Here is a 21,902-nt window from a genome sequence, read left to right as displayed (position 1 = left end):
CGCCACTAGACTGCGGACCGCAGACACTGCCTTATAAACCCTGCTCTACAAACGGTACGGTCAGCGCCAGTGCCGCATCCAGGGCGCCAGCGTCGGTACCACCGCCTTGCGCCATGTCTGGACGACCACCGCCCTTCCCGCCCACTGCCGCAGCGGCCTGTTTCATCAAATCACCGGCTTTGAGTTGGCCAGTCAGGTCTTTGGTTACGCCTGCAACCAGAACGACCTTTTCCTCATGGACACTGCCGAGCAGGATCACTGCGCGGCCGAGTTTGTTTTTCAGTTGATCGACCAGCGCCAGCAGCGCCTTGCCATCCTGCCCGTCCAGACGCACGGCCAGCACTTTCACGCCCTTGACGTCCAAGGCTTGCGCCGACAGGTCGTCACCCGCCGCACTGGCGGCCTTGGCTTGCAACTGCTCGAGTTGCTTCTCCAGCAGACGGTTGCGCTCCAGCACAGCCGACAGCTTGTCGATCAGGTTGTCGCGGCTGCCCTTGACCAGGCTGGCCGCTTCCTTGAGTTGCTCTTCCGCAGCGTTCAGGTAAGCCAGTGCCGCAGCGCCTGTCACTGCTTCGATACGGCGCACGCCAGCAGCCACACCGCCTTCGCTGATGATTTTCAGCAGGCCGATGTCGCCGGTACGGTTGGCGTGGATACCACCGCACAGCTCGACGGAGAAATCGCCCATGCTCAGCACGCGCACGTTGTCGCCGTATTTCTCGCCGAACAGCGCCATGGCGCCTTTCTGCTTGGCGGTTTCGATATCGGTTTCTTCGGTTTCAACTTCGGAGTTCTTGCGAATCTCGGCGTTGACGATGTCTTCCAGCGCTTTGAGCTGCTCAGGCTTGATGGCTTCGAAGTGGCTGAAGTCGAAGCGCAGGCGCTGACTGTCGACCAACGAGCCTTTCTGCTGAACGTGATCGCCCAGCACCTGACGCAATGCGGCGTGCAGCAAGTGAGTCGCCGAGTGGTTCAGCGACGTCGCGTGACGCACTTCGGCATCGACGTGAGTCTCGACCGGAGCACCGACGATCAGGCTACCCGAGTCCAGCACACCGTGGTGCAGGAACGCGCCGCCGGTCTTGGTGGTGTCGCGCACGTCGAAACGTGCAGCGCCAGCCTGGAGGAAGCCGCAATCACCGATCTGCCCGCCGGATTCGGCGTAGAACGGCGTCTGGTTCAGAATAACCACGCCCTCGTCGCCTTCATTCAACACGTCGACCGATTGCCCGTCTTTATAGAGAGCAACGATTTTTGCCGAACCGCTGTGGGCGGTGTAGCCGGTGAACTCGGTGTCCACATCGACCTTGACCAGGCTGTTGTAGTCCATGCCGAAGGAGCTGGCCGAACGGGCACGGACGCGCTGGGCTTCCATCTCGCGCTCGAAGCCTGCTTCGTCGATGGTCAGGTTGCGCTCGCGAGCGATGTCGCCAGTCAGGTCCATCGGGAAACCGTAGGTGTCGTAGAGTTTGAACACTACGTCGCCTGGCACCACGTCGCCCTTCAATTCGGCCAGGTCCTGCTCGAGGATCTTCAGGCCCTGTTCCAGGGTCTTGGCGAATTGTTCTTCTTCGGCCTTGAGCACGCGCTCGATATGCGACTGCTGGGATTTCAATTCAGGGAAAGCTTCGCCCATCTCGGCGACCAGGGCCGCGACGATCTGGTAGAAGAAGCTGCCCTTGGCGCCCAGTTTGTTGCCATGACGGCAAGCGCGGCGAATGATGCGGCGCAGCACATAACCGCGGCCTTCGTTGGACGGCAGCACGCCGTCGGCGATCAGGAAGCCGCAGGAACGAATGTGGTCAGCCACGACTTTCAGCGAAGCCTGGGCATCGTTGGTGCAACCGATGGCCTTGGCCGAAGCGCTCAGCAGGCTCTGGAACAGGTCGATTTCATAGTTCGAGTGAACATGCTGCAGCACGGCACTGATCCGCTCCAGGCCCATGCCGGTGTCCACCGACGGCGCTGGCAGCGGGTGCAACACGCCGTCGGCGGTGCGGTTGAACTGCATGAACACGTTGTTCCAGATTTCGATGTAGCGGTCGCCGTCTTCTTCCGGCGAGCCCGGTGGGCCACCCCAGATGTCGGCGCCGTGATCGTAGAAAATCTCGGTGCAAGGGCCGCACGGGCCGGTATCGCCCATGGTCCAGAAGTTGTCGGAGGCGTAAGGCGCGCCCTTGTTGTCGCCGATGCGAACCATGCGCTCGGCCGGAACCCCGATTTCCTTGGTCCAGATGTCATACGCCTCGTCATCGCTGGCGTAGACAGTGACCCAGAGCTTTTCCTTCGGCAGGTTCAGCCATTTGTCGGAAGTCAGGAAGTTCCAGGCGTAAGTGATGGCGTCACGCTTGAAGTAGTCACCGAAGCTGAAGTTACCCAGCATTTCGAAGAAGGTGTGGTGACGAGCGGTATAACCGACGTTTTCCAGATCGTTGTGCTTGCCGCCGGCGCGCACGCATTTCTGGCTACTGACGGCGCGGGTGTACGCGCGCTTTTCCTGGCCCAGGAAGCAGTCCTTGAACTGGTTCATCCCCGCGTTGGTGAACAGCAGGGTTGGGTCGTTGCCCGGAATCAAAGAGCTGGAGGCTACACGGGTGTGGCCTTGCTCTTCGAAGAAGCGAAGGAAGGCTTCACGGATTTCTGCGCTTTTCATTAGGTTCTTCCACGGAGGCTGCGGCCAAAGGCCTGTTCGAAACGTCAACAGACGAAGCGACGGCAAAGGGCCGCATTATATCGGCCCTGCGCGCGGGGTACAGCGTGTTTATACGATAGAAACGGTCAATTGGAGCGCTAACGCTATCACTTACTGGAAAAGTCGACGAATGTCGCGACGACCTGCTCGATTTGCGTAGCGCTGACGTCCATGTGCGTGACCATGCGCAGACGAGCGGCAGCACTGAGCTTGATCCCGCGCTCGGCGGCGAATGACTTGAGTGCTTCGGCCCTGTCGCCCATGGCGACGTAAACCATGTTGGTCTGCACCGGCTCGACCTCGAAACCTGCTGCACGCAGGCCTTGCGCCAGCAATTGGGCGTTGGCGTGGTCGTCGGCCAGGCGCTGGACGTTGTGGTCCAGCGCGTACAGGCCCGCCGCCGCCAGGATCCCGGCCTGGCGCATGCCGCCGCCGACCATCTTGCGCAGGCGCCGTGCCTTGCCGATCAGCTCTGCCGAACCGCACAACACCGAACCCACCGGTGCGCCCAGGCCTTTTGACAGGCACACCGAGACGGAATCGAAATGCCGGGTGATTTCCCGCGCATCGACACCCAGCTTGACCGCCGCGTTGTAGAGCCGCGCACCGTCCAGATGCAGTTGCAACCCGTGTTCGCGGGTAAAGCTGCGCGCCCGTGCCAGGTATTCGAGGGGCAGGACCTTGCCCTGCATGGTATTTTCCAGCGCCAGCAAACGGGTGCGGGCAAAATGGAAGTCGTCCGGCTTGATCGCTGCCGCGACCTGCGCAAGGTCCAGCGAGCCATCGGCCTGCACTTCCAGCGGCTGTGGCTGGATCGAGCCAAGTACCGCCGCCCCGCCACCTTCGTACTTATAGGTGTGAGCCTGCTGGCCGACGATGTATTCGTCACCGCGCTCGCAATGGGCCATCAAGCCCAGCAGGTTGCTCATGGTGCCCGTCGGGACAAACAGTGCGGCAGCAAAACCCAGGCGATTTGCCAGCTCGGCTTCCAGTCGATTGACCGTCGGGTCTTCGCCATACACGTCGTCACCGGTGACGGCGGTGGCCATCGCCTCGAGCATGCCAGGGGTGGGTTGGGTGACGGTGTCGCTGCGAAGATCGATAACGCTCATGAATCTGGCCTCGGTTAGCAGGGGGAAATCCCTTTCAGACGGGAAGTACTGCGGCCATACCCACCAATATTCAACCCTTGGGCAGCAATCGACTTGCTGTTTCGACGAAAAAGTCGATAACAATCATCGGATAGCAGCCATGCACAGATGAGAAATATGTGATAAAAAAGCTTCGCCGCCTAACAATCTGGCGGCAAAACGTTCTCAGGGCGGGGTGCAACTCCCCACCGGCGGTAATTGCGTGCAACACGCATAGCCCGCGAGCGCTTGGTGACAGACACGGCCTTTGCCGTGCATGGCGACAAGGTCAGCAGACCCGGTGTGATCCCGGGGCCGACGGTCATAGTCCGGATGAAGAGAGAACGGGATTGGCGCCAAAGGGCCGTCCGCACTCATGCGAGTGTGCGTACCCTTAAATCCCATTCGATTCATAAGCCCTGTTTTTCACACAAACAGGAATCAGAACATGCAACCCACCGCAATCGACAGCAAAAGCAAACACCACCATGGCGAACGCGTTGCGTTCATCCAGGCCTGCTGGCACAAGGACATTGTCGACCAGAGCCGTAAAGGCTTCGTCGCTGAAATGATTGCCCAGGGTTATCAGGAGTCCGACATCGACTTCTTCGAAGTCGGCGGCGCCTTTGAAATGCCCCTGCACGCCAAGTTGCTGGCCAAGACCGGCCGTTATGCCGGCATCGTCGCGGCAGCCCTGGTGGTTGACGGCGGGATCTACCGTCACGAGTTCGTCGCCCAGTCGGTCGTCAGCGGCCTGATGCAGGTGCAACTGGAAACGGAAGTGCCAGTATTCTCGGTATCGCTGACCCCGCACCACTTTCATGCGGGTGAAGAACTGCATCATAAGTTCTTCTTCGAGCATTTCGTGCATAAGGGTCAGGAAGCAGCGAAGACGTGCGCGGATACGCTGATGAAGATCCGTAGCCTGCGTCGCACTGAACCGCGCGCCGTAGCTGTCTAAACACTGAACCTGTGGGAGCGAGCCTGCTCGCGATGGTCGTCAACGATTACGCGGGAAGTCTGGCTCCCCGCGGCGCTCTCGGATAAATCGCGAGCAGGCTCGCTCCCACAGTGGTTTTGTGTTGTCCTTAGGCGAGGTTTTCGTCGGTGGTCGGCACGATCAGGATGCCGGCACGCAGGCCATTCTTCACCTTGGGGTTCGGGAAGATGATCCGGGCGCCCTCCTCCTCGATGATCCAGCGGGTATTGGCGATGTCTTCCGCCAGCAAGTAACCCACTTCCAGCTCCGAAAAGTTCTCGATATCCACTGGCAGGTTCAGGCGGAAGTTGTCGCTGTGCTTGATGATTTCCCGTGCCACGCTGAACAGCTGCAAACCGTCCAACGCCTCTTCCGCCAACTCCGGCTCGGTGCCTTCGATGATCTGTTTGAGACGGTTTTCCAGCAAGGAAACGTTCACCCCGTCGTTCTGCCCGAACGGTCGCGCCTTGCCCAGTTCGAGGGTAAAGGACTCGGCTCCGAGCTTGTCGTAGGTATAGGAACTGAAGACGATGGACGGCTTGTTCTGCAACAGCACCGCCTCCATGCCTGCGGCGCGAAGCCGGGCCAGTTCCTGGCGTGAATGCTGGCGATCTTCCTTCCAGGGGTACAAGGCGAACTGTTCGATTTTCGAGCCGCGAATCGCCGTGTGCAAATCATAGTGCAGTCGCTGACGATCCGGCAGGCTGAAGAAACTGGCCGCCAGACGCTCCAGCTCACAGGCGCGCAGCGCTTCGGAGCCACTGCTTTGTTCGTGACGGCCATTGAACAGCCGATTGACGTCCTGCTCGACGAAACGCTCGCCCTTGCGAATGGCTTCAGGGTTACCGAACAGGAACAGAATGCGGGCACGCGGCTTCAGGTCGCCGCGGGCGATGTCATGCAACAGGCGATCGAGCAGTTCGATCGGCGCTGTTTCGTTGCCGTGGATACCGGCCGATAAAAGCAGGTCCAGGCCATTATCACGGGCTTGCGGCGGTCGCACTTCCAGCGCACCTTCGCTCAACCAGCGCATGCGCACGCCTTCGACAGTCAGTTGAGTCTTCTCCGCCGGTTCGCGGCCGGCGAGGGTCAGTTCAAGCAGTTTGCCGAGGGCGAGCATAGAGCGGTTTCCTTAATGGTCGTGATTGCAATCCGGGCCGTGAACGTGTTCCTCGTCGTCGCCGAGGTCAGCCGGTTCCATCTCCAGTTGCAGACTTACCAGATTAGTCGCCAATGGGCGCAACAGCAGGTTGGCGTATTCAGCATCGCCTTCTTCGACGTCCACGCCGATCAGCAATTGGCCACGACCATCGTGCTGGATCCACAGCTCTTTGCCTTGCCACATGACCGCGACGCGGGTGCAGGACGTTTCCAGTTGCGTGCCGTCGGTGTCTTCAAGGATCAGCTGCAGTTTGTCGCTCATGTCTTTTACGCTCTCAGTGGAGATGAAGCGGCGCGCCGTCGTGCATGACAACGCGCCGCCGATCAATTGATCTGGAATGGATAAACCGCGCCCAGTTTAAGGATTTGCGTCAGTTCATCCAGTGCCGTCCGGCACTCGAGCAGCAATTGCGGGTCCGCCAGATCGTTTTCGGTCATGCGGTCGCGGTAGTGCTTCTCGACCCATTCGGTCAGGGTGCCGTACAACGGTGCCGTCATGATAACGCCTGGGTTGACGGCCGCCAGCTCGGTTTCGTTGAGCGCAACACGCAACCTCAGGCAGGCAGGCCCACCGCCGTTCTGCATGCTCTGCTTGAGATCGAAGACTTTCACTTCGCTGATCTGGCCGCCGGAGCTGGTCAAACCCTGCAGGTATTGCCATACGCGCTCGTTGCCACGGCATTCTTCCGGCACGATCAACAGCATGGAACCGTCAGGACGCGACAGCAACTGGCTATTGAACAGGTAGGAACGCACCGCGTCTTCGACGGTTACCGCGGAACGCGGTACACAGATCGATTGAAATTTCCCACCGACCTTGGCGAGTTTGCTCTGCAGTTCGGCGAGCATTTTCTCGGTCTCGAGGAAAGCGTCCTCGTGATAGAACAGCACTTCACCGTTACCGACCGCGATCACGTCATTGTGGAACACGCCCTGGTCGATCACCGACGGGTTCTGCTGGGCGTAGACCACGCCGTCATCGCTCAGGCCGTGCAGGCGAGCGACTGCCTGCGACGCTTCGAGAGTCTGGCGCGCCGGGTATTTCTGCGGTGCCGGGTAGCGGGTGTCGAAAGCACTGCGACCGAACACGAAGAATTCGACACCGGCTTCGCCGTATTCACGGCAGAAACGCGTGTGGTTGGCTGCGCCTTCGTCACCGAACTGCGCCACGGCCGGCAGCGCGGCGTGGTGGGCGAAGTGCTTCTGGTCGGCGAACATGGCGCCCAACACGCGACTGGTGGTTGGGTGCTCGATGCTGCGGTGGTACTTGCAGTTGAGGTTGGCGGCGGTGAAATGCACGCGGCCATCCGCGGTGTCGGCGCTCGGGCTGACGGTGGCCGCGTTGGCCACCCACATGCTTGAAGCCGAGCAGCTGGCGACCAGCAATGGCATGGCTTCCTTGGCGGCGCGCTCGATGACTTGAGCGTCGGTGCCACTGAAACCGAGGCGACGCAGGGCAGCCACGTCCGGACGTTCCTGTGGCGCCAGCACGCCCTGTTGAAAGCCCATGTCCATCAGCGCTTTCATCTTCGCCAGGCCTTGCAGCGCCGCTTCCTTCGGATTGGAAGACTGCTGGCTGTTGCTCTGGGACGCGACGTTACCGTAGGACAGGCCGCCGTAGTTATGGGTCGGCCCCACTAGACCGTCAAAATTGACTTCATAGGATTTCATCAGCGAGGCTCCACGAGAATCTGTTTGTTATAGGCTTCTGGTAACAATTGAGTAAGACCGCGTGGCGACCTTCGCGAGCAGGCTCGCTCCCACAGGGACATACATTCCAATGTGGGAGCGAGCCTGCTCGCGAATGGCATCACGCCATTTTCACGCCAGGCGTGAGGGCCGCCGGCAACACCAGGCTCGGGGTTTCCAGTGAGGCCACCGGGTATGCGCAGTAATCCGCCGCATAGTAGGCGCTGGCGCGGTGGTTGCCCGAGGCGCCGACGCCACCGAATGGCGCGCTGCTGGCCGCGCCGGTCAATTGCTTGTTCCAGTTGACGATACCGGCGCGGCTTTCCAGCCAGAACTGCTGGTAGCGCGCTTCGGAATCCGACAACAGCCCGGCGGCCAGGCCGTATTCGGTGTCGTTGGCTTCAACGATCGCCGCTTCAAAATCAGCGTAGCGGATCACTTGCAGCAACGGGCCGAACAGCTCTTCGTCCGGGCGCTCAGCGACTGCCGTGACGTCCAGAATGCCCGGGGTCAGCAAGGCGGACTGCGCTTGCGGCTGAGTCATTTCCAGCAGCGCCACGGCGCCGTTGGCCAGCAAATGCTCCTGGGCATCCATCAACGCTTTAGCCGCGCCGAGGGAAATCACCGAGCCCATGAAAGGCGCCGGTTGCTGATCGAACGCGCCGACTTCAATCGTCGAGCTGACCGCCACCAGGCGCGCCAGCAATGTGTCGCCCCAGGCGCCCTGCGGCACCAGCAAGCGGCGGGCACAGGTGCAGCGCTGGCCGGCGGAGATGAACGCCGACTGGATAATGGTGTAGACAGCGGCATCGAGATCGGCGACCTGATCCACCAACAGCGGATTGTTACCCCCCATCTCCAGGGCAAGGATCTTGTCCGGACGACCGGCAAATTGCTGGTGCAGGTGATTGCCGGTACGGCTGGAACCCGTGAAGAACAGGCCGTCGATGCCCGGGTTCGCCGCCAGGGCGATACCGGTTTCGCGAGCGCCCTGCAGCAGGTTCAGCACGCCCGCCGGCAAACCGGCCTCGATCCAGCACTTGACCGTCAGTTCGGCGACTTTCGGCGTCAGCTCACTTGGCTTGAACAGCACACAGTTACCGGCCAGCAAGGCCGGCACGATGTGCCCGTTCGGCAAGTGCCCAGGGAAATTGTAGGGCCCGAACACCGCCACCACACCGTGCGGTTTGTGGCGCAGCACGGCGGTGGCGTCGCCCAGCGGGCCGCTCTTCTCGCCAGTGCGCTCACGGTAGCTCTGCACCGAGATCGCAATCTTGTTGACCATGCTGGTGACTTCGGTGGCGGCTTCCCACAGGGGCTTGCCGGTTTCCTCACCGATGGCATGCGCCAGTTCGTCCGCGTGATTTTTCAGCGCTGCGGCAAAGGCTTCCAACACCGAAATACGTTCTTGCAGGGGGCGACGGGCCCAGCCCGGGAACGCCTGACGCGCAGCCTGTACCGCCGATTCGACCTGATCCGCGGTGGCACCGTTGCCAGACCAAAGGACTTGCTGGGTCACCGGGTTCAGCGACTCAAAGGCTTCGCCCTGACCTGCCAGCCATTCACCTGCGATGTATAGCGATTTCATTATTTCGACTCCCGAGCAGCAGACAACGCCACGGCGCGCACTTGATCGCCTGCGTTGAGTTGAAGACGTTTGGCGGTCAGCGGGTCGACCACCAGCGTGCCGGCGGCCAGACGTGCCGGAGCGGCAGTGATGCGGCAGTCTTCGCGCTTGCGGTTGTGAATGATGAACGGCGTGGCGTCGTCACCCGGCGTGCCGATAGCCAGCACCAGCGCCTGGCTGTCGCGCACGGCGCGGATCTTGCCGGTTTCGCACTCGATGGCCGGGCCCGCGTCGAAAATGTCGACGTAGCCCTGGTAGCTGAAACCTTCGCTCTTGAGCATGGCCAGCGCCGGCTCGGTGTCCGGGTGCACCTGGCCAATCACGTTACGCGCATCGGGCGACAGGAAGCAGGTGTACAGCGGAAACTTCGGCATCAGCTCGGCAATGAAGGCCTTGTTGCCCACGCCGGTCAGATAGTCAGCCTGACTGAATTCCATCTTGAAGAAGTGCCGACCCAGGCTTTCCCAGAACGGTGAACGCCCGGCTTCATCGGAAACCCCGCGCATCTCGGCAATGATCTTGTTGCCAAACAGTTGCGGGAACTCGGCGATGAACAGCATCCGCGCCTTGGACAGCATGCGGCCATTGAGGCCACTGCGGTAATCGGCATGCAGGAACAGCGAGCACAGCTCGGAATTGCCGGTCAGGTCGTTGGCCAGGAACAGCGTCGGGATTTCACGGTAGATGTTCAGCTCTTGCGAAGCACTGACCGTCAGGCCGACCCGGAAGTTGTACCAGGGCTCACGCAGGCCCACGGCGCCAGCGATGGCGGAAATGCCCACCACGCGGCCATTGTCGTCTTCGAGCACGAACAGGTAGTCCGCATCGGCTCGCCCGGCTTCGCCACGGAAGGTCTTCTCGGCCCAACCGACCCGGTGGGCCAGACGCTCTTCGTTGGCCGGCAAGGTGGTCAGGCCGGTGCCGGTGCTGCGGGCCAGGTCGATCAGAGCGGGTAAATCGCTGCTGCGTACGGGACGAACGATCATGCTATCTCCTCAAACGGGCCGCTTGCGCCACCCGTGAAACTCGCTGCTTTTCAGGCATTTTTTTCAAGCAGGCGTTAAACCGCCACCAGGCGCACGCTCGCACCTTCACCGACACCCAGGGTTTCGGCCGCTTCCAGATCCAGGGTCACGGGCTTACCCGGCGCGTAATCGAGCTCGAGCATGATTGCGCGGTAATCCTGCAACTGGGCATTGGCCACCAGGTATTGTCGACCGGCACCCTTGACCGGCTCACCGATTTTCACCGGCACCACACGGCTCTGGGCGATCGAACGGATCCCCGAGACACGGGCATGCAAGGTCGGGCCGCCATCGAAGATGTCGATGTAGTGATCGGTTTCGAAGCCTTCGCGCATCAGGATGTCGAAGGTGATCTGCGCCCTAGGGTGCACCTGGCCCATGGCTTCCTGAGCAGAGTCCGGCAGCAACGGGACGTAGATCGGGTAGTGCGGCATCAGTTCGGCGAGGAAGGTCCGGCTCTTCAGGCCGCACAGACGTTCGGCTTCGGCGTAGTTGAGATCGAAGAAGTTGCGGCCGATGGCATCCCAGAACGGCGAATCGCCATTTTCGTCGCTGTAGCCGACAATCTCGGTCACCACTGAATCGGCGAAGCGCTCCGGGTGGCTGGCCACGAACAGCAAGCGGCCACGTGAGTTGAGCTCGGCCCACGGTGAACCCACCAGCTCACGCTGCACGTAGAAACTGGTCAACAGGCTGTTGCCCGTGAGGTCGTGGCACTGCGAGAGCACGTGGATCTTGTTATGAATCTTCAGCTCGCGGGAGGCGTGCACGAAGGTTTCATTACGGAAACTGTAGAACGGCTCGGAATAACCCGCCGAGGCGACAATCGCCGAACAGCCCACCAACTTGCCGGTGGCCGTGTCTTCAAGCACGAAGAAATAGCTCTCTTCACCGTTGAAGCTGACTTCGGCAGCGAACGAGGCTTCGCTCGCGGCGATCTTGTCGCTCAGGCGTTCAACGTCATCCGGCAAGGAAGTGACACCAATCGGGCTGTCCGCAGCCAGACGCTGTACCTCGCCCAGATCAGCCATTTGCGCGGGGCGCATCACCAGCATGGTGTCACTCCTTTCTCATACTCTTGAGGAAAATAAGCCGGACCCTTGTGGGAGCGAGCCTGCTCGCGAAGGTATGTCAGCAACATTGATGTCGACTGAAACACCTTCGCGAGCAGGCTCGCTCCCACATAAAAAACGGGCCCGGCATAAAAATTGGGTTCGACGCCTGACTTGCAGGCGTCGAAGGATCTATCAGGCTTGCGTCAGTTTTGCCGCGGCACGTTCGAAACGGTCCAGACCTTCGTCGATGTCCGCGTCTTCGACCACCAGGCTTGGCGCGAAACGCACCACGTCCGGGCCGGCTTGCAGCACCATCAGGCCTTCTTTTTCAGCGGCGTTGAAAATGTCCTTGGCCTTGCCTTTCCAGGCATCGCTCAGTACGCAACCGATCAACAGCCCCAGGCCACGAACCTGGGTGAACAGACCGTACTTCTCGCCGATCTGCTCAAGGCGTGCCTTGAACTTGTCGTGCTTGGCATTGACGCCGGCCAGCACTTGGGGTGTGTTGATCACATCGATCACGGCTTCGGCGACTGCGCACGCCAGCGGGTTGCCGCCGTAGGTGGTGCCGTGGGTGCCGACAACCAGATGCTTGGCCAGGTCTTCGGTGGTCAGCATTGCCGCGATCGGGAAACCGCCGCCCAGGCTCTTGGCGCTGGTCAGGATGTCCGGAATCACGCCGTAATGCTGATAGGCAAACAGATGGCCGGTACGGCCCATGCCGGTTTGCACTTCGTCGAAGATCAACAGCGCGTTGTGCGCGGTGCAGAGTTCGCGGGCACCTTGCAGGTATTCGAGTTCCGCCGGGATCACACCGCTCTCACCCTGGATCGGCTCCAGTACCACGGCGCAGGTCTTGTCGGAAATGGCAGCTTTCAGCGCGGCCAGGTCGTTGTACGGCACATGGGTGATACCGGTGATTTTCGGACCGAAGCCATCGGAGTACTTCGACTGGCCACCGACGTTCACGGTGAACAGGGTACGGCCGTGGAAGCTGTTGAGCGCGGCGATGATCTCGTACTTCTCGCTGCCGAAGCGGTCGAAACCGACACGACGGGCCAGCTTGAAGGCCGCTTCGTTGGCTTCGGCGCCAGAGTTGCAGAAGAAAGCACGCTCGGCAAAGGTGGCATCGACCAGCTTATGGGCCAGGCGCAGGGCCGGCTCATTGGTGAACACGTTGGACACGTGCCACAGCTTGTTGGCCTGCTCGGTCAAGGCACCGACCAGCGCCGGATGTGCGTGGCCCAATACGTTGACGGCGATCCCGCCGGCGAAGTCGACCAGCTCGCGACCGGACTGGTCCCAAACGCGGGAACCGGCGCCACGCACGGGAATGAAGGCGGCTGGCGCATAGTTGGGAACCATTACCTGATCGAAATCGGCGCGTTCTACCGCAGCGTGCTCAACGGACATCGGAGTCTCCTGAAGAGAATACACTCGCCTGAAACTGGCGAGCTTGGTGAGGATTGTAAGGACAGTTTTCAGCCCGGCCTTGCCGCCAAGCGACAACTTCTTATAGCGCAAACCCCGGTTTTCCCGTGGTTTACGGCAATGCGACATATAGGGTCGCAAAGGCGCAGTTTAAACTGTCGCGTGCGTTTATAGGCAGTTCTGCGGGAAACCGATGCCCCTGTAGGAGCTGCCGCAGGCTGCGATCTTTTGATTTTGGTTTCAAGATCAAAAGATCGCAGCCTGCGGCAGCTCCTACAAGGGATGGCGCACGGGCGCTGGGATTAGCCGCGTTCCGACGGAACCGACGACAATTCGAACGGGCTGCTGCTGCGCCGCTGGTTACGATCTTCGCGCGGCGTGGCGCCGAAGAAATTGCGGTAGGCGCTGGAGAAGTGCGGGCCCGAAGAGAAACCACAGGACAGGCCGATCTGGATGATCGACTTGCTGGTTTGCATCAACATCTGCCGCGCCTTGTTCAGGCGAAGTTCCAGGTAGTACTGGCTCGGCACGCGGTTGAGGTATTGCTTGAAGATCCGTTCCAGTTGTCGACGGGACACGCACACATGCTGGGCGATTTCGTCTGTGGTCAGCGGCTCTTCAATGTTCGCTTCCATCAGCAGCACCGCCTGGGTGAGCTTTGGATGACTGGAGCCCAGGCGGTTCTGCAATGGGATGCGTTGGCGCTCACCGCCTTCGCGAATACGCTCGACCACCAATTCTTCCGACACCGCGCCGGCCAGTTCGGCGCCGTGATCGCGAGCCAGTACCGCCAACAGCAAGTCGAGCACCGACATGCCGCCACAGGCGGTCAGACGATCGCGATCCCAATCGAACAGATGACTGGTGGCGATGACTTTCGGAAAACGTTCGGCGAAGTCGTCCTGCCAGCGCCAGTGCACCGCAGCGCGGTAGCCGTCGAGCAAGCCCAGTTGCGCCAACGGATAAACACCGGCCGACAGCCCGCCGATCACACAACCGGCACGCACCAACTGCTTGAGCGCACTGCTCAGGGCCGGCGCGAGACTGGTCGGCGGCTCATCGGCGAGCAGGAACAGTTTCTGGAAGTTTTCGAGCTTGCCGGCCCAGGGTTCACCGGGCAATTGCCACTGACCTTCGCCCTGCGGTTCGGCCTGCAGGAACGACAGCTCATAAACCACGTCGGGATGCACACGCTGGGCAACCCGCAAGGCCTCCTCAGCCAGCGCCAGCGTCAGTGCTTTTGTGCTGGGCCATATCAGGAAACCTATTCGATGGGCAGTCATGGGCGAGCGATCCGAAGCGAAGAACAGTGATGAAGGCATGGGCCAATGCTAGCCCGTAAATGAACACAAATCTCAAAAGCCCGCACAGATCCCCTGTAGGAGCTGTCGAGTGAAACGAGGCTGCGATCTTTTGACGTGAACAATCAACATCAAAAGATCGCAGCCTTCGGCAGCTCCTACGAGGTGCACAACGAGAGTCTTGATTACTTCAGGCTACCCGAAAGGAACTGTTGCAAACGTTCGGACTGTGGATTGACCAGCACCTCACGCGGGTTGCCGCTTTCTTCAACAACGCCTTTGTGCAGGAACACCAGCTGGTTCGACACTTCACGGGCGAAGCCCATTTCGTGGGTCACCACGACCATGGTCCGGCCTTCCTGGGCCAGGGCCTGCATGACCTTCAGCACGTCACCGACCAGTTCCGGGTCGAGGGCCGAAGTCGGTTCGTCGAACAGCATCACCTCAGGTTCCATCGCCAGCGCACGGGCGATCGCCACACGCTGCTGTTCGCCGCCGGACATATGGCCCGGGTAAGCATCTTTACGATGAGCGACGCCCACTTTGTTCAGGTAGTGCTCGGCTTTTTCGCGAGCTTCGGCCTTGGACACACCGAGCACGTGAACCGGCGCTTCCATGATGTTTTCCAGCGCGGTCATGTGCGACCACAGGTTGAAATGCTGGAACACCATCGACAGGCGCGAACGCATGCGTTGCAGCTGTTTCGGGTCGGCGGCCTTCAGCGCGCCGTCCTTGTTCGCCACCAGCTTCAGCTCTTCGTTGTTGAGCAGGATCTTGCCGGCGTGCGGCTGTTCCAGCAGGTTGATGCAGCGCAGGAAGGTACTCTTGCCGGAGCCACTGGAGCCGATGATGCTGATCACATCGCCGGCCGCCGCTTTCAGGGACACGCCCTTGAGCACTTCGTGACTGCCATAGCGTTTATGCAGGTCTTGGACTTCAAGCTTGTACATGCGGTCGGTTCTCACAAAAACAGTCAGTCAGTCGTTGAGCAAGCGCCCGTGACGCAGCGCTTCGCGCCCCGCCACCTTGGCCAGCCAGAAACCGGGTTGGGCGTAACGCAGCCGTTCAATGGCAAACAGCACCCCGGACGTACCAGCACACACCGTGCTGACCCGATCCGCCAGCGGATCGATCACTTCGAAAATTTCATCGCCCGCCTCAACCCATTCACCGGGTTTGCGCAGGAAACTCACCACACCCGGATGCGGGGCGAACAGCAGTTCGGTGCCTTCGAACGGCAGGCCTTCGCAAGGTTCGTGCGCCGCGTTCGGCCACTCGCCACTGATCAGGCCTTGCTCGGCGAGGAACGCCAGGATGCCTTCGGCGTGAGCCTCGGATTGCGCGCGACCGGTGTCGGCCTGACCACCCAATTCAATGGTAGTCGCCAGGCACGCCAGCGGAATCTGCGCATCCGGGAACAGACGCGACAGGCGCAGCCACGGCAGCGAACAGGCTTCGTCGAAGGAGCTGCCGCCGGAATCTTCCGCCAGCAAGCCAACCTTCACATCCAGGTGCGCCGCCAGCGAGCGCCACTGTGGCCAGTGCTGCGGCAAGGCGTACATGTGCAGCGCGGCTTCGGCATCGCAATGCAGGTCCAGCACCACATCGGCGGTGCAGGCGTGGCTGAGCAGAACACGCTGCATGCCTTGCAACTGACTGCTCGCCTCAGGCAATGCCGCCAGGTGATCACTCATGGCCTGGCGGATCAAACGAATATTGGCGTGCGGATCGTCACCCAGATGCCCATCAAGTTGCGCAGCCACTGGCGCGCTCAACTCAACGAAATCCCGATTGAAATTCTTGCCGCTACCGGCCTCGAAACGCCCTTGATGATTGCCCTGAAGCAACTGGCCGAGGCCCAGTGGATTGGCCACCGGCACCAACTCGATCACACCGTTCAACAGACCTTGGGCTTCGAGTTCGGCCAGGCGCTTCTTCAGGGCCCAGGCGGTGCGCATGCCCGGCAATTCATCGGCGTGCAGGCTGGCCTGGATGTAAGCCTTGCGCTCGCCACCACCGAAGCGGAATACCGAAATCCGGCGTTCGCTACCGAGGTGGCTCCACGGCAAAGCATGATCGATGCGCTCCATATCAGTGCTTCCGCGGGGCCAGGTAGCCCAGCCAGCGGCGCTCGGCCATCTTGAACAACTTCACCAGGATGAAGGTCAGGCACAGGTAGAACACGCCGGCGGTGATGTAAGCCTCGAACGGCAGGTAGAACTGGGCGTTGACCGTGCGCGCAGCACCGGTAATGTCGATCAGGGTCACGATGGACGCCAGGCTGGTGGTCTGCAACATCATGATCACTTCGTTGCTGTACTGCGGCAGCGCACGGCGCAGGGCCGACGGCAGCAGGATGCGCTTGTACATCTTGACCCGCGACATGCCCATGGCCTTGGCTGCTTCGATCTCGCCGTTCGGCGTAGCGCGCAGGCTGCCGGCGATGATTTCGGCGGTGTAGGCGCTGGTGTTGATCGCGAACGCCAGGCACGCGCAGAACGTTGCGCTGGACAGCCACGGCCACAAGAAGCTTTCGCGAACGGCTTCGAACTGTGCCAGGCCGTAATAGATCAAGAACAGCTGCACCAGCATCGGCGTGCCGCGGATCACGTAGGTGTAGAGCCACGCCGTCATGTTGACCACGGCGTTTTTCGAGACGCGCATCAGGCCCAGCGGCAACGCACACAGCAGGCCGAAGAACAGCGACAGCGCGAGCAACTTGAGGGTGGTCACCAGGCCGCCGAAGTACAGCGGCAAGGCCTCCCAAATGACGTTGTAGTCGAAGATCATAGCTCAGCCGCCCTTACGCCTACCGAGTAGCGCTTCTCGAGGTGACGCAATGCCAGCAACGAGACACTGGTGATCACCAGGTACATCGCCGCCACTGCGAGGAAGAAGGTGAAAGGCTCACGGGTAGCATCTGCCGCCTGCTTGGCCTTGAACATCATGTCTTGCAGGCCCACCACCGAAATCAGCGCGGTAGCCTTGGTCAGCACCAGCCAGTTGTTGGTGAAACCGGGAATCGCCAGGCGAATCATCTGCGGTACCAACACCCGGAAGAACACCTGGAAACTGCTCATGCCGTAGGCCATGCCCGCTTCGGCCTGCCCCTTGGGGATTGCCATGAACGCACCACGGAAGGTTTCCGACAGGTATGCACCAAAGATGAAGCCCAGGGTGCCGATACCGGCGGCCAAGGGGTTCAGGTCAATGTATTCGTCATAACCCAGCATCGGCGCGACGCGGTTGAGCAGGTCCTGGCCGCCGTAGAAAATCAGCAGGATCAGCACCAGGTCTGGAATGCCGCGAATCACCGTGGAATACAGGTCGCCCAGCCAGGCCAGCCAGCGCACTGGCGACAGGCGCAGCGCCACGCCAATCAGGCCCAGGACAATGGCCAGGGCCATGGACGACAAGGCGAGCTGAAGCGTCAGCCAAACGCCATCGAGGATGACAGCCCCGTAGCCTTTCAACATGATTCAGGTCCTCGAAAGTTGGGATGAAAAAATGGCGCAAACCTCAGAGATCCTGTTGCTTGCGCCATTTCGGACTTGTCGTTGCGACGTACTTACTTACCGTAAATGTCGAAATCGAAGTACTTGTCCTGGATTTGCTTGTACTTGCCGTTCTCGCGAATGGCAGCGATCGCGGTGTTGATCTTGTCTTTCAGCGCGTCACCCTTGCGAACGGCGATACCCACGCCGTCGCCGAAGTATTTGACGTCAGTGAAGGCAGGCCCCACGAAGGCGAAACCTTTACCTGCGTCGGTTTTCAGGAAGCCGTCATTCAACAGGGTAGCGTCTGCCACCGTGCCGTCGAGGCGGCCGGCGGCCACGTCGAGATAAATTTCGTTCTGCGAGCCGTAAGGCTTGATTTCGGCACCCAGCGGGGCCAGCACTTCACGGGCGAAACGCTCGTGGATCGAACCACGTTGCACGCCGATGTTCTTGCCCTTGAGCTCAGCCAGGTTGTCGCCCACCTGAGTACCGGCCTTCATGACCAGGCGCGCCGGGGTGTTGTAGTACTTGTTGGTGAAGTCCACGGACTTCTTGCGGTCTTCAGTGATCGACATGGACGACAGGATCGCGTCGATCTTGCGCACTTTCAGCGCAGGGATCAGACCGTCGAACTCTTGTTCAACCCACACGCACTTGACCTTCATCTCTTCGCACAGGGCGTTACCGATGTCGTAGTCGAAACCCACGATGCTGCCGTCCGGCGCCTTGGAAGCGAACGGAGGGTAAGCCGCTTCAATACCGATCTTCAGAGGTTTTTCATCGGCGAAGGATGGCAGGGACAGCACGGCGGACATTGCCAGGGCGCCAAGCAGCACGAGTTTCTTCATCTTGGGACTCCATCGGTAAAGGGCTAAAACGGCAGAGTGAGCGATAGCCCAATATGCGAATGAGTGGAACCGGAAAGCGTTGCTGCGTCCTGGGATGCGGGTGTTGAAATTCAACACAGGCAACGACGAGCAAGTGATCGGCATTCTAACGACAGGCCCGAAGCCGATATTTCTTCAATGCGACAACTAATTACAGAAGCACCGAGAAAGCCGCCCGGGCACGTTGACAGCCTTGCAGAATCATGCAAGAGCAAAAGACAGTGAACCGATCAATATTGCAAGTTGCGGGCCTATTATTGGCAAACCCTTCTAATCCGGCAAGCGCAGCGTGGATTCTTATTGTTTGTGGAGGCCCCCAACAGGGCTTGGCGTTTCCCAATGCCCCGAATCGGCGCAGCGCGGTTACACATTCAGTAACTTGAAAGCTGGCGGGTAACAGTAGGAAACCTCCTACAGGGGAAGCCGATAATTATTGGCTCATGTTTATTTGGCGCCTGACAGTCCGCCTTCGCGAGCAGGCTCGCTCCCACAGTTTTTTGATCACCACCAATCCCCTGTGGGAGCGAGCCTGCTCGCGAAGAGGCCAACACTACCGATACAAAACTGTCAGGCAACAAAAAGCCCCACCAGGCTCAACACCTGATGGGGCTTAGATGAAGCTGAAGGCTACTAAGCCACATTCATCGTCTTGTGCGTATCAATCAAATGCTGCACCACACCCGGATCAGCCAGGGTGGAGATATCGCCCAGGCCATCGTACTCAGCGGTAGCAATCTTGCGCAGGATGCGCCGCATGATCTTGCCCGAGCGGGTCTTCGGCAGCCCCGGTGCCCACTGGATCACATCCGGCGAGGCAATCGGGCCGATCTCCTTGCGCACCCAGTTCTTCAGCTCCAGGCGCAGTTGCTCGCTGGTCTCTTCACCAGCGTTCAGGGTGACGTAGACATAAATGCCCTGGCCCTTGATGTCGTGCGGCACACCGACCACCGCCGCTTCGGCGACTTTCGGGTGGGCGACCATCGCGCTTTCGATCTCGGCGGTACCCATGCGGTGGCCGGACACGTTGAGCACGTCGTCGACGCGGCCGGTGATCCAGTAGTAACCATCGGCATCGCGACGGGCGCCGTCACCGGTGAAGTACATGCCACGGAAGGTCTTGAAGTAGGTGTCGACGAAACGGTCGTGATCGCCATACAGCGTACGCGCCTGGCCTGGCCACGAATCGAGAATCACCAGGTTGCCTTCGGCCTCGCCCTCGATGATGTTGCCCAGGTTGTCCACCAGGGCCGGCACCACGCCGAAGAACGGCCGCGCCGCGGAACCCGGCTTCAAGGCATGGGCGCCGGGCAGCGGGCTCATCAGGGTGGCGCCGGTCTCGGTCTGCCACCAGGTGTCGACGATCGGGCAACGGGATTGGCCGACGTTCTTGTAATACCAGTCCCAGGCCTCGGGGTTGATCGGCTCACCCACCGAACCCAACAGGCGAAGGCTGCTGCCATCGGCGCCTTCGACGGCGGCCGTGCCCGCCGCCATCATCGCGCGGATCGCGGTCGGCGCGGTGTAGAGGATGTTGACCTTATGCTTGTCGACGATCTTCGCCACCCGGGTGATGTCCGGGTAGTTCGGCACGCCTTCGAACAACAAGGTGGTCGCGCCGTTGGCCAGCGGGCCGTAGACAATGTAGGTGTGGCCGGTGACCCAGCCGACGTCGGCGGTGCACCAGTAGATTTCGCCCGGGCGGTAGTCGAACACGCGCTCGTGGGTCATGGCCGCGTACAACAGGTAGCCGCCGGTGGTGTGCTGCACGCCCTTGGGCTTGCCGGTGGAGCCGGAGGTGTAGAGGATGAACAGCGCTTCCTCGGCGCCCATCTCTTTCGGCGCGCACACGGTGCCCGCCACTTTCATCAGGTCTTCGTACCAGATGTCGCGGTGCTGGTTCCACTTGATGTCGCCACCGGTGCGCTGGCACACGATGACTTTCTGGATGCTGCTGGTTTCCGGGTTGGTCAGGGCGTCGTCGACGTTGGCCTTGAGCGGGATCTTCTTGCCGGCACGGATGCCTTCGTCGGCGGTGATCACCACCTTGGATTTGCAGTCGATGATGCGACCGGCCAGGGCCTCCGGCGAAAAACCGCCGAACACCACCGAGTGAATCGCGCCGATCCGGGTACAAGCCAGCATGGCGACCACGGCTTCGGGGATCATCGGCATGTAGATAGTCACCACGTCGCCGCGGTGCACGTCCTGGCCACGCAGGGCGTTGGCGAACTTGCAGACTTGTTCGTGCAGTTCGCGGTAGGTGATTTTGCGGCTTTCGGAAGGGTCATCGCCTTCCCAGATGATCGCGACCTGGTCACCGCGTTCGGCCAGGTGACGATCGAGGCAGTTGTAGGAAACGTTGAGGGTGCCGTCGGCGAACCACTTGATGTCGACATGGTGATCGTCGAAGGACGTCTGCTTCACCGTGGTGAAAGGCTTGATCCAGTCGAGGCGCTTGGCTTGCTCGCGCCAGAAGCCGTCCGGGTTGACGACTGACTGCTGGTACATGGCTTTGTAGGTCGCCTCGTCGGTCAGGGTGTTGGCCAGAACCTCGGGACGAACGGGATACAGGGAAGCCGCACTCATCTTTCTTACCTCGGTGGAATAGTTGTTTTTGTATGACCCTGTTTTATCCGGGCGGCGCCTATAGAACCATTCGACGATGGTAGTAACAAGCCCACACAAAACGTCCTGATAACCGCAAAACACGCCTGGAACAAATGTCCCAACTTTCTCCCTCCCCCCTGTACTGATCGTTCCCACGCTCTGCATGGGAATGCCGCCAGGGACGCTCTGCGTTCCACTGACAACGCATTAATTGAGTCGTGCGCAGCGGTTATGCGAAGCGTAACAGGAAGCTATATGTGAGATTTATTGTGGGAGTGCATTTCCATTGCTGCGGTAACGGCGACTTATGGTTTCGCCCTTACGGCGACTCCCTTTTTCAAACGCCGGAGTGCCGGCCCAGCAAAAAGGAAGCAAAAGGCTTTGCCCCACCACTCGGTGCCTCGCTTAGGCTCGGCATGCCAGAACGAAGGCATTGCTCCGTGGGTCGCCGCGATGGGCCGTCCCTGGCCCAGCTCGGCTAAACCGGCGTCCTGCCGGTTTCCCCACTGCGCAATGCCTGCGTTCGGCCATCGTGGTTAACGGAGCACCCAGATCAAAAGCCAAACCGAGGCGGCCTTAAAGCCGACCTGACTGTTACGGGTGTACCTGGATCCCCTGTAGGAGCGAGCCCGCTCGCGAAAAACCCGAGAACACCACGGGGCACCAGACAACACGCATTATCAAAGTTATCCAGGGATTGTTACAAAAACCGTCAAAGGTGTTTATCAAAACCACGCCTATATGAATCCCACCCCCGCGCCTAAAATTCGCTCCGCCAACCCGGCAAACTGAGTTAACCGAGTTACAGCCCCCACGAAGGC

At 60.5% G+C, this 21,902-nt stretch carries 17 protein-coding genes and 1 riboswitch; of the genes, 1 reads left to right on the top strand and 16 read right to left on the bottom strand.

Going from position 1 to position 21,902, the window contains the following annotated elements:
- Positions 1 to 31: 31 nt before the first annotated feature.
- Together alaS and ltaE are read right to left on the bottom strand one after the other, a co-directional pair.
- Positions 32 to 2,653: an alanine--tRNA ligase gene (alaS, locus tag PSUM_RS27180; RefSeq protein WP_020800783.1), complete on the bottom strand. Its 2,622-nt coding sequence runs from the start codon at positions 2,651 to 2,653 to the stop codon at positions 32 to 34.
- A 146-nt stretch (positions 2,654 to 2,799) separates the two neighbouring features.
- Positions 2,800 to 3,804: a low-specificity L-threonine aldolase gene (ltaE, locus tag PSUM_RS27175; protein ID WP_020800782.1), complete on the bottom strand. Its 1,005-nt coding sequence runs from the start codon at positions 3,802 to 3,804 to the stop codon at positions 2,800 to 2,802.
- A gap of 196 nt (positions 3,805 to 4,000) precedes the next feature.
- Positions 4,001 to 4,172: riboswitch (FMN riboswitch) on the top strand.
- A gap of 98 nt (positions 4,173 to 4,270) precedes the next feature.
- On the opposite strand from ltaE, the gene PSUM_RS27170 reads away from it, so the two are divergent.
- Positions 4,271 to 4,783, top strand: coding sequence for a 6,7-dimethyl-8-ribityllumazine synthase (locus PSUM_RS27170; RefSeq protein ID WP_020800781.1), 513 nt, complete (start codon positions 4,271 to 4,273; stop codon positions 4,781 to 4,783).
- Positions 4,784 to 4,910: 127 nt separating this feature from the next.
- Here the strand turns inward: PSUM_RS27170 and astE are convergent, their stop codons facing one another.
- The 14 genes from astE to acs all read right to left on the bottom strand — a co-directional run bounded on the left by astE (position 4,911) and on the right by acs (position 21,060).
- On the bottom strand, positions 4,911 to 5,921 hold the full coding sequence (gene astE, locus PSUM_RS27165) for a succinylglutamate desuccinylase (RefSeq protein ID WP_020800780.1): 1,011 nt from the start codon (positions 5,919 to 5,921) through the stop codon (positions 4,911 to 4,913).
- A gap of 12 nt (positions 5,922 to 5,933) precedes the next feature.
- Positions 5,934 to 6,224, bottom strand: a complete 291-nt coding sequence (locus PSUM_RS27160) for a hypothetical protein (protein ID WP_008057983.1) — start codon at positions 6,222 to 6,224, stop codon at positions 5,934 to 5,936.
- Positions 6,225 to 6,286: 62 nt separating this feature from the next.
- Positions 6,287 to 7,633, bottom strand: coding sequence for an N-succinylarginine dihydrolase (astB, locus tag PSUM_RS27155; protein ID WP_020800779.1), 1,347 nt, complete (start codon positions 7,631 to 7,633; stop codon positions 6,287 to 6,289).
- Between the two features lie 139 nt (positions 7,634 to 7,772).
- The gene (gene astD, locus PSUM_RS27150) at positions 7,773 to 9,242 is read right to left on the bottom strand and encodes a succinylglutamate-semialdehyde dehydrogenase (protein WP_169840449.1); all 1,470 of its coding nucleotides are present in this window, start codon (positions 9,240 to 9,242) and stop codon (positions 7,773 to 7,775) included.
- Positions 9,239 to 10,264, bottom strand: a complete 1,026-nt coding sequence (astA, locus tag PSUM_RS27145) for an arginine N-succinyltransferase (RefSeq protein WP_020800777.1) — start codon at positions 10,262 to 10,264, stop codon at positions 9,239 to 9,241. The genes astD and astA overlap by 4 nt, the downstream gene beginning before the upstream one ends.
- A gap of 74 nt (positions 10,265 to 10,338) precedes the next feature.
- Positions 10,339 to 11,358, bottom strand: a complete 1,020-nt coding sequence (gene aruF, locus PSUM_RS27140) for an arginine/ornithine succinyltransferase subunit alpha (protein WP_020800776.1) — start codon at positions 11,356 to 11,358, stop codon at positions 10,339 to 10,341.
- A gap of 192 nt (positions 11,359 to 11,550) precedes the next feature.
- Positions 11,551 to 12,771, bottom strand: a complete 1,221-nt coding sequence (locus PSUM_RS27135; protein WP_020800774.1) for an aspartate aminotransferase family protein — start codon at positions 12,769 to 12,771, stop codon at positions 11,551 to 11,553.
- A gap of 320 nt (positions 12,772 to 13,091) precedes the next feature.
- Positions 13,092 to 14,072 (bottom strand): transcriptional regulator ArgR, encoded by a 981-nt coding sequence (gene argR, locus PSUM_RS27130; protein ID WP_033043292.1) that lies wholly within the window; start codon positions 14,070 to 14,072, stop codon positions 13,092 to 13,094.
- A gap of 203 nt (positions 14,073 to 14,275) precedes the next feature.
- Positions 14,276 to 15,040, bottom strand: coding sequence for an ABC transporter ATP-binding protein (locus PSUM_RS27125; protein ID WP_007971015.1), 765 nt, complete (start codon positions 15,038 to 15,040; stop codon positions 14,276 to 14,278).
- A 27-nt stretch (positions 15,041 to 15,067) separates the two neighbouring features.
- A complete protein-coding gene (locus PSUM_RS27120; RefSeq protein WP_020800772.1) occupies positions 15,068 to 16,180 on the bottom strand; it encodes a M14 family metallopeptidase in 1,113 nt (370 codons plus the stop codon).
- Position 16,181: 1 nt separating this feature from the next.
- On the bottom strand, positions 16,182 to 16,880 hold the full coding sequence (locus tag PSUM_RS27115) for an ABC transporter permease (RefSeq protein ID WP_020800771.1): 699 nt from the start codon (positions 16,878 to 16,880) through the stop codon (positions 16,182 to 16,184).
- Positions 16,877 to 17,566, bottom strand: a complete 690-nt coding sequence (locus PSUM_RS27110) for an ABC transporter permease (RefSeq protein WP_008058010.1) — start codon at positions 17,564 to 17,566, stop codon at positions 16,877 to 16,879. The genes PSUM_RS27115 and PSUM_RS27110 overlap by 4 nt, the downstream gene beginning before the upstream one ends.
- Before the next feature lie 92 nt (positions 17,567 to 17,658).
- Positions 17,659 to 18,435 (bottom strand): ABC transporter substrate-binding protein, encoded by a 777-nt coding sequence (locus tag PSUM_RS27105; protein WP_020800770.1) that lies wholly within the window; start codon positions 18,433 to 18,435, stop codon positions 17,659 to 17,661.
- 669 nt (positions 18,436 to 19,104) lie between these two features.
- Positions 19,105 to 21,060 (bottom strand): acetate--CoA ligase, encoded by a 1,956-nt coding sequence (acs, locus tag PSUM_RS27095; RefSeq protein WP_033040724.1) that lies wholly within the window; start codon positions 21,058 to 21,060, stop codon positions 19,105 to 19,107.
- Between the last annotated feature and the right edge of the window lie 842 nt (positions 21,061 to 21,902).

This window comes from Pseudomonas umsongensis (assembly GCF_002236105.1).
GTDB classification, from domain to species: domain Bacteria; phylum Pseudomonadota; class Gammaproteobacteria; order Pseudomonadales; family Pseudomonadaceae; genus Aquipseudomonas; species Aquipseudomonas umsongensis.
The sequence above is the reverse complement of the archived record's forward strand: the minus strand, read 5'-3'. Positions and strand labels throughout refer to the sequence as shown.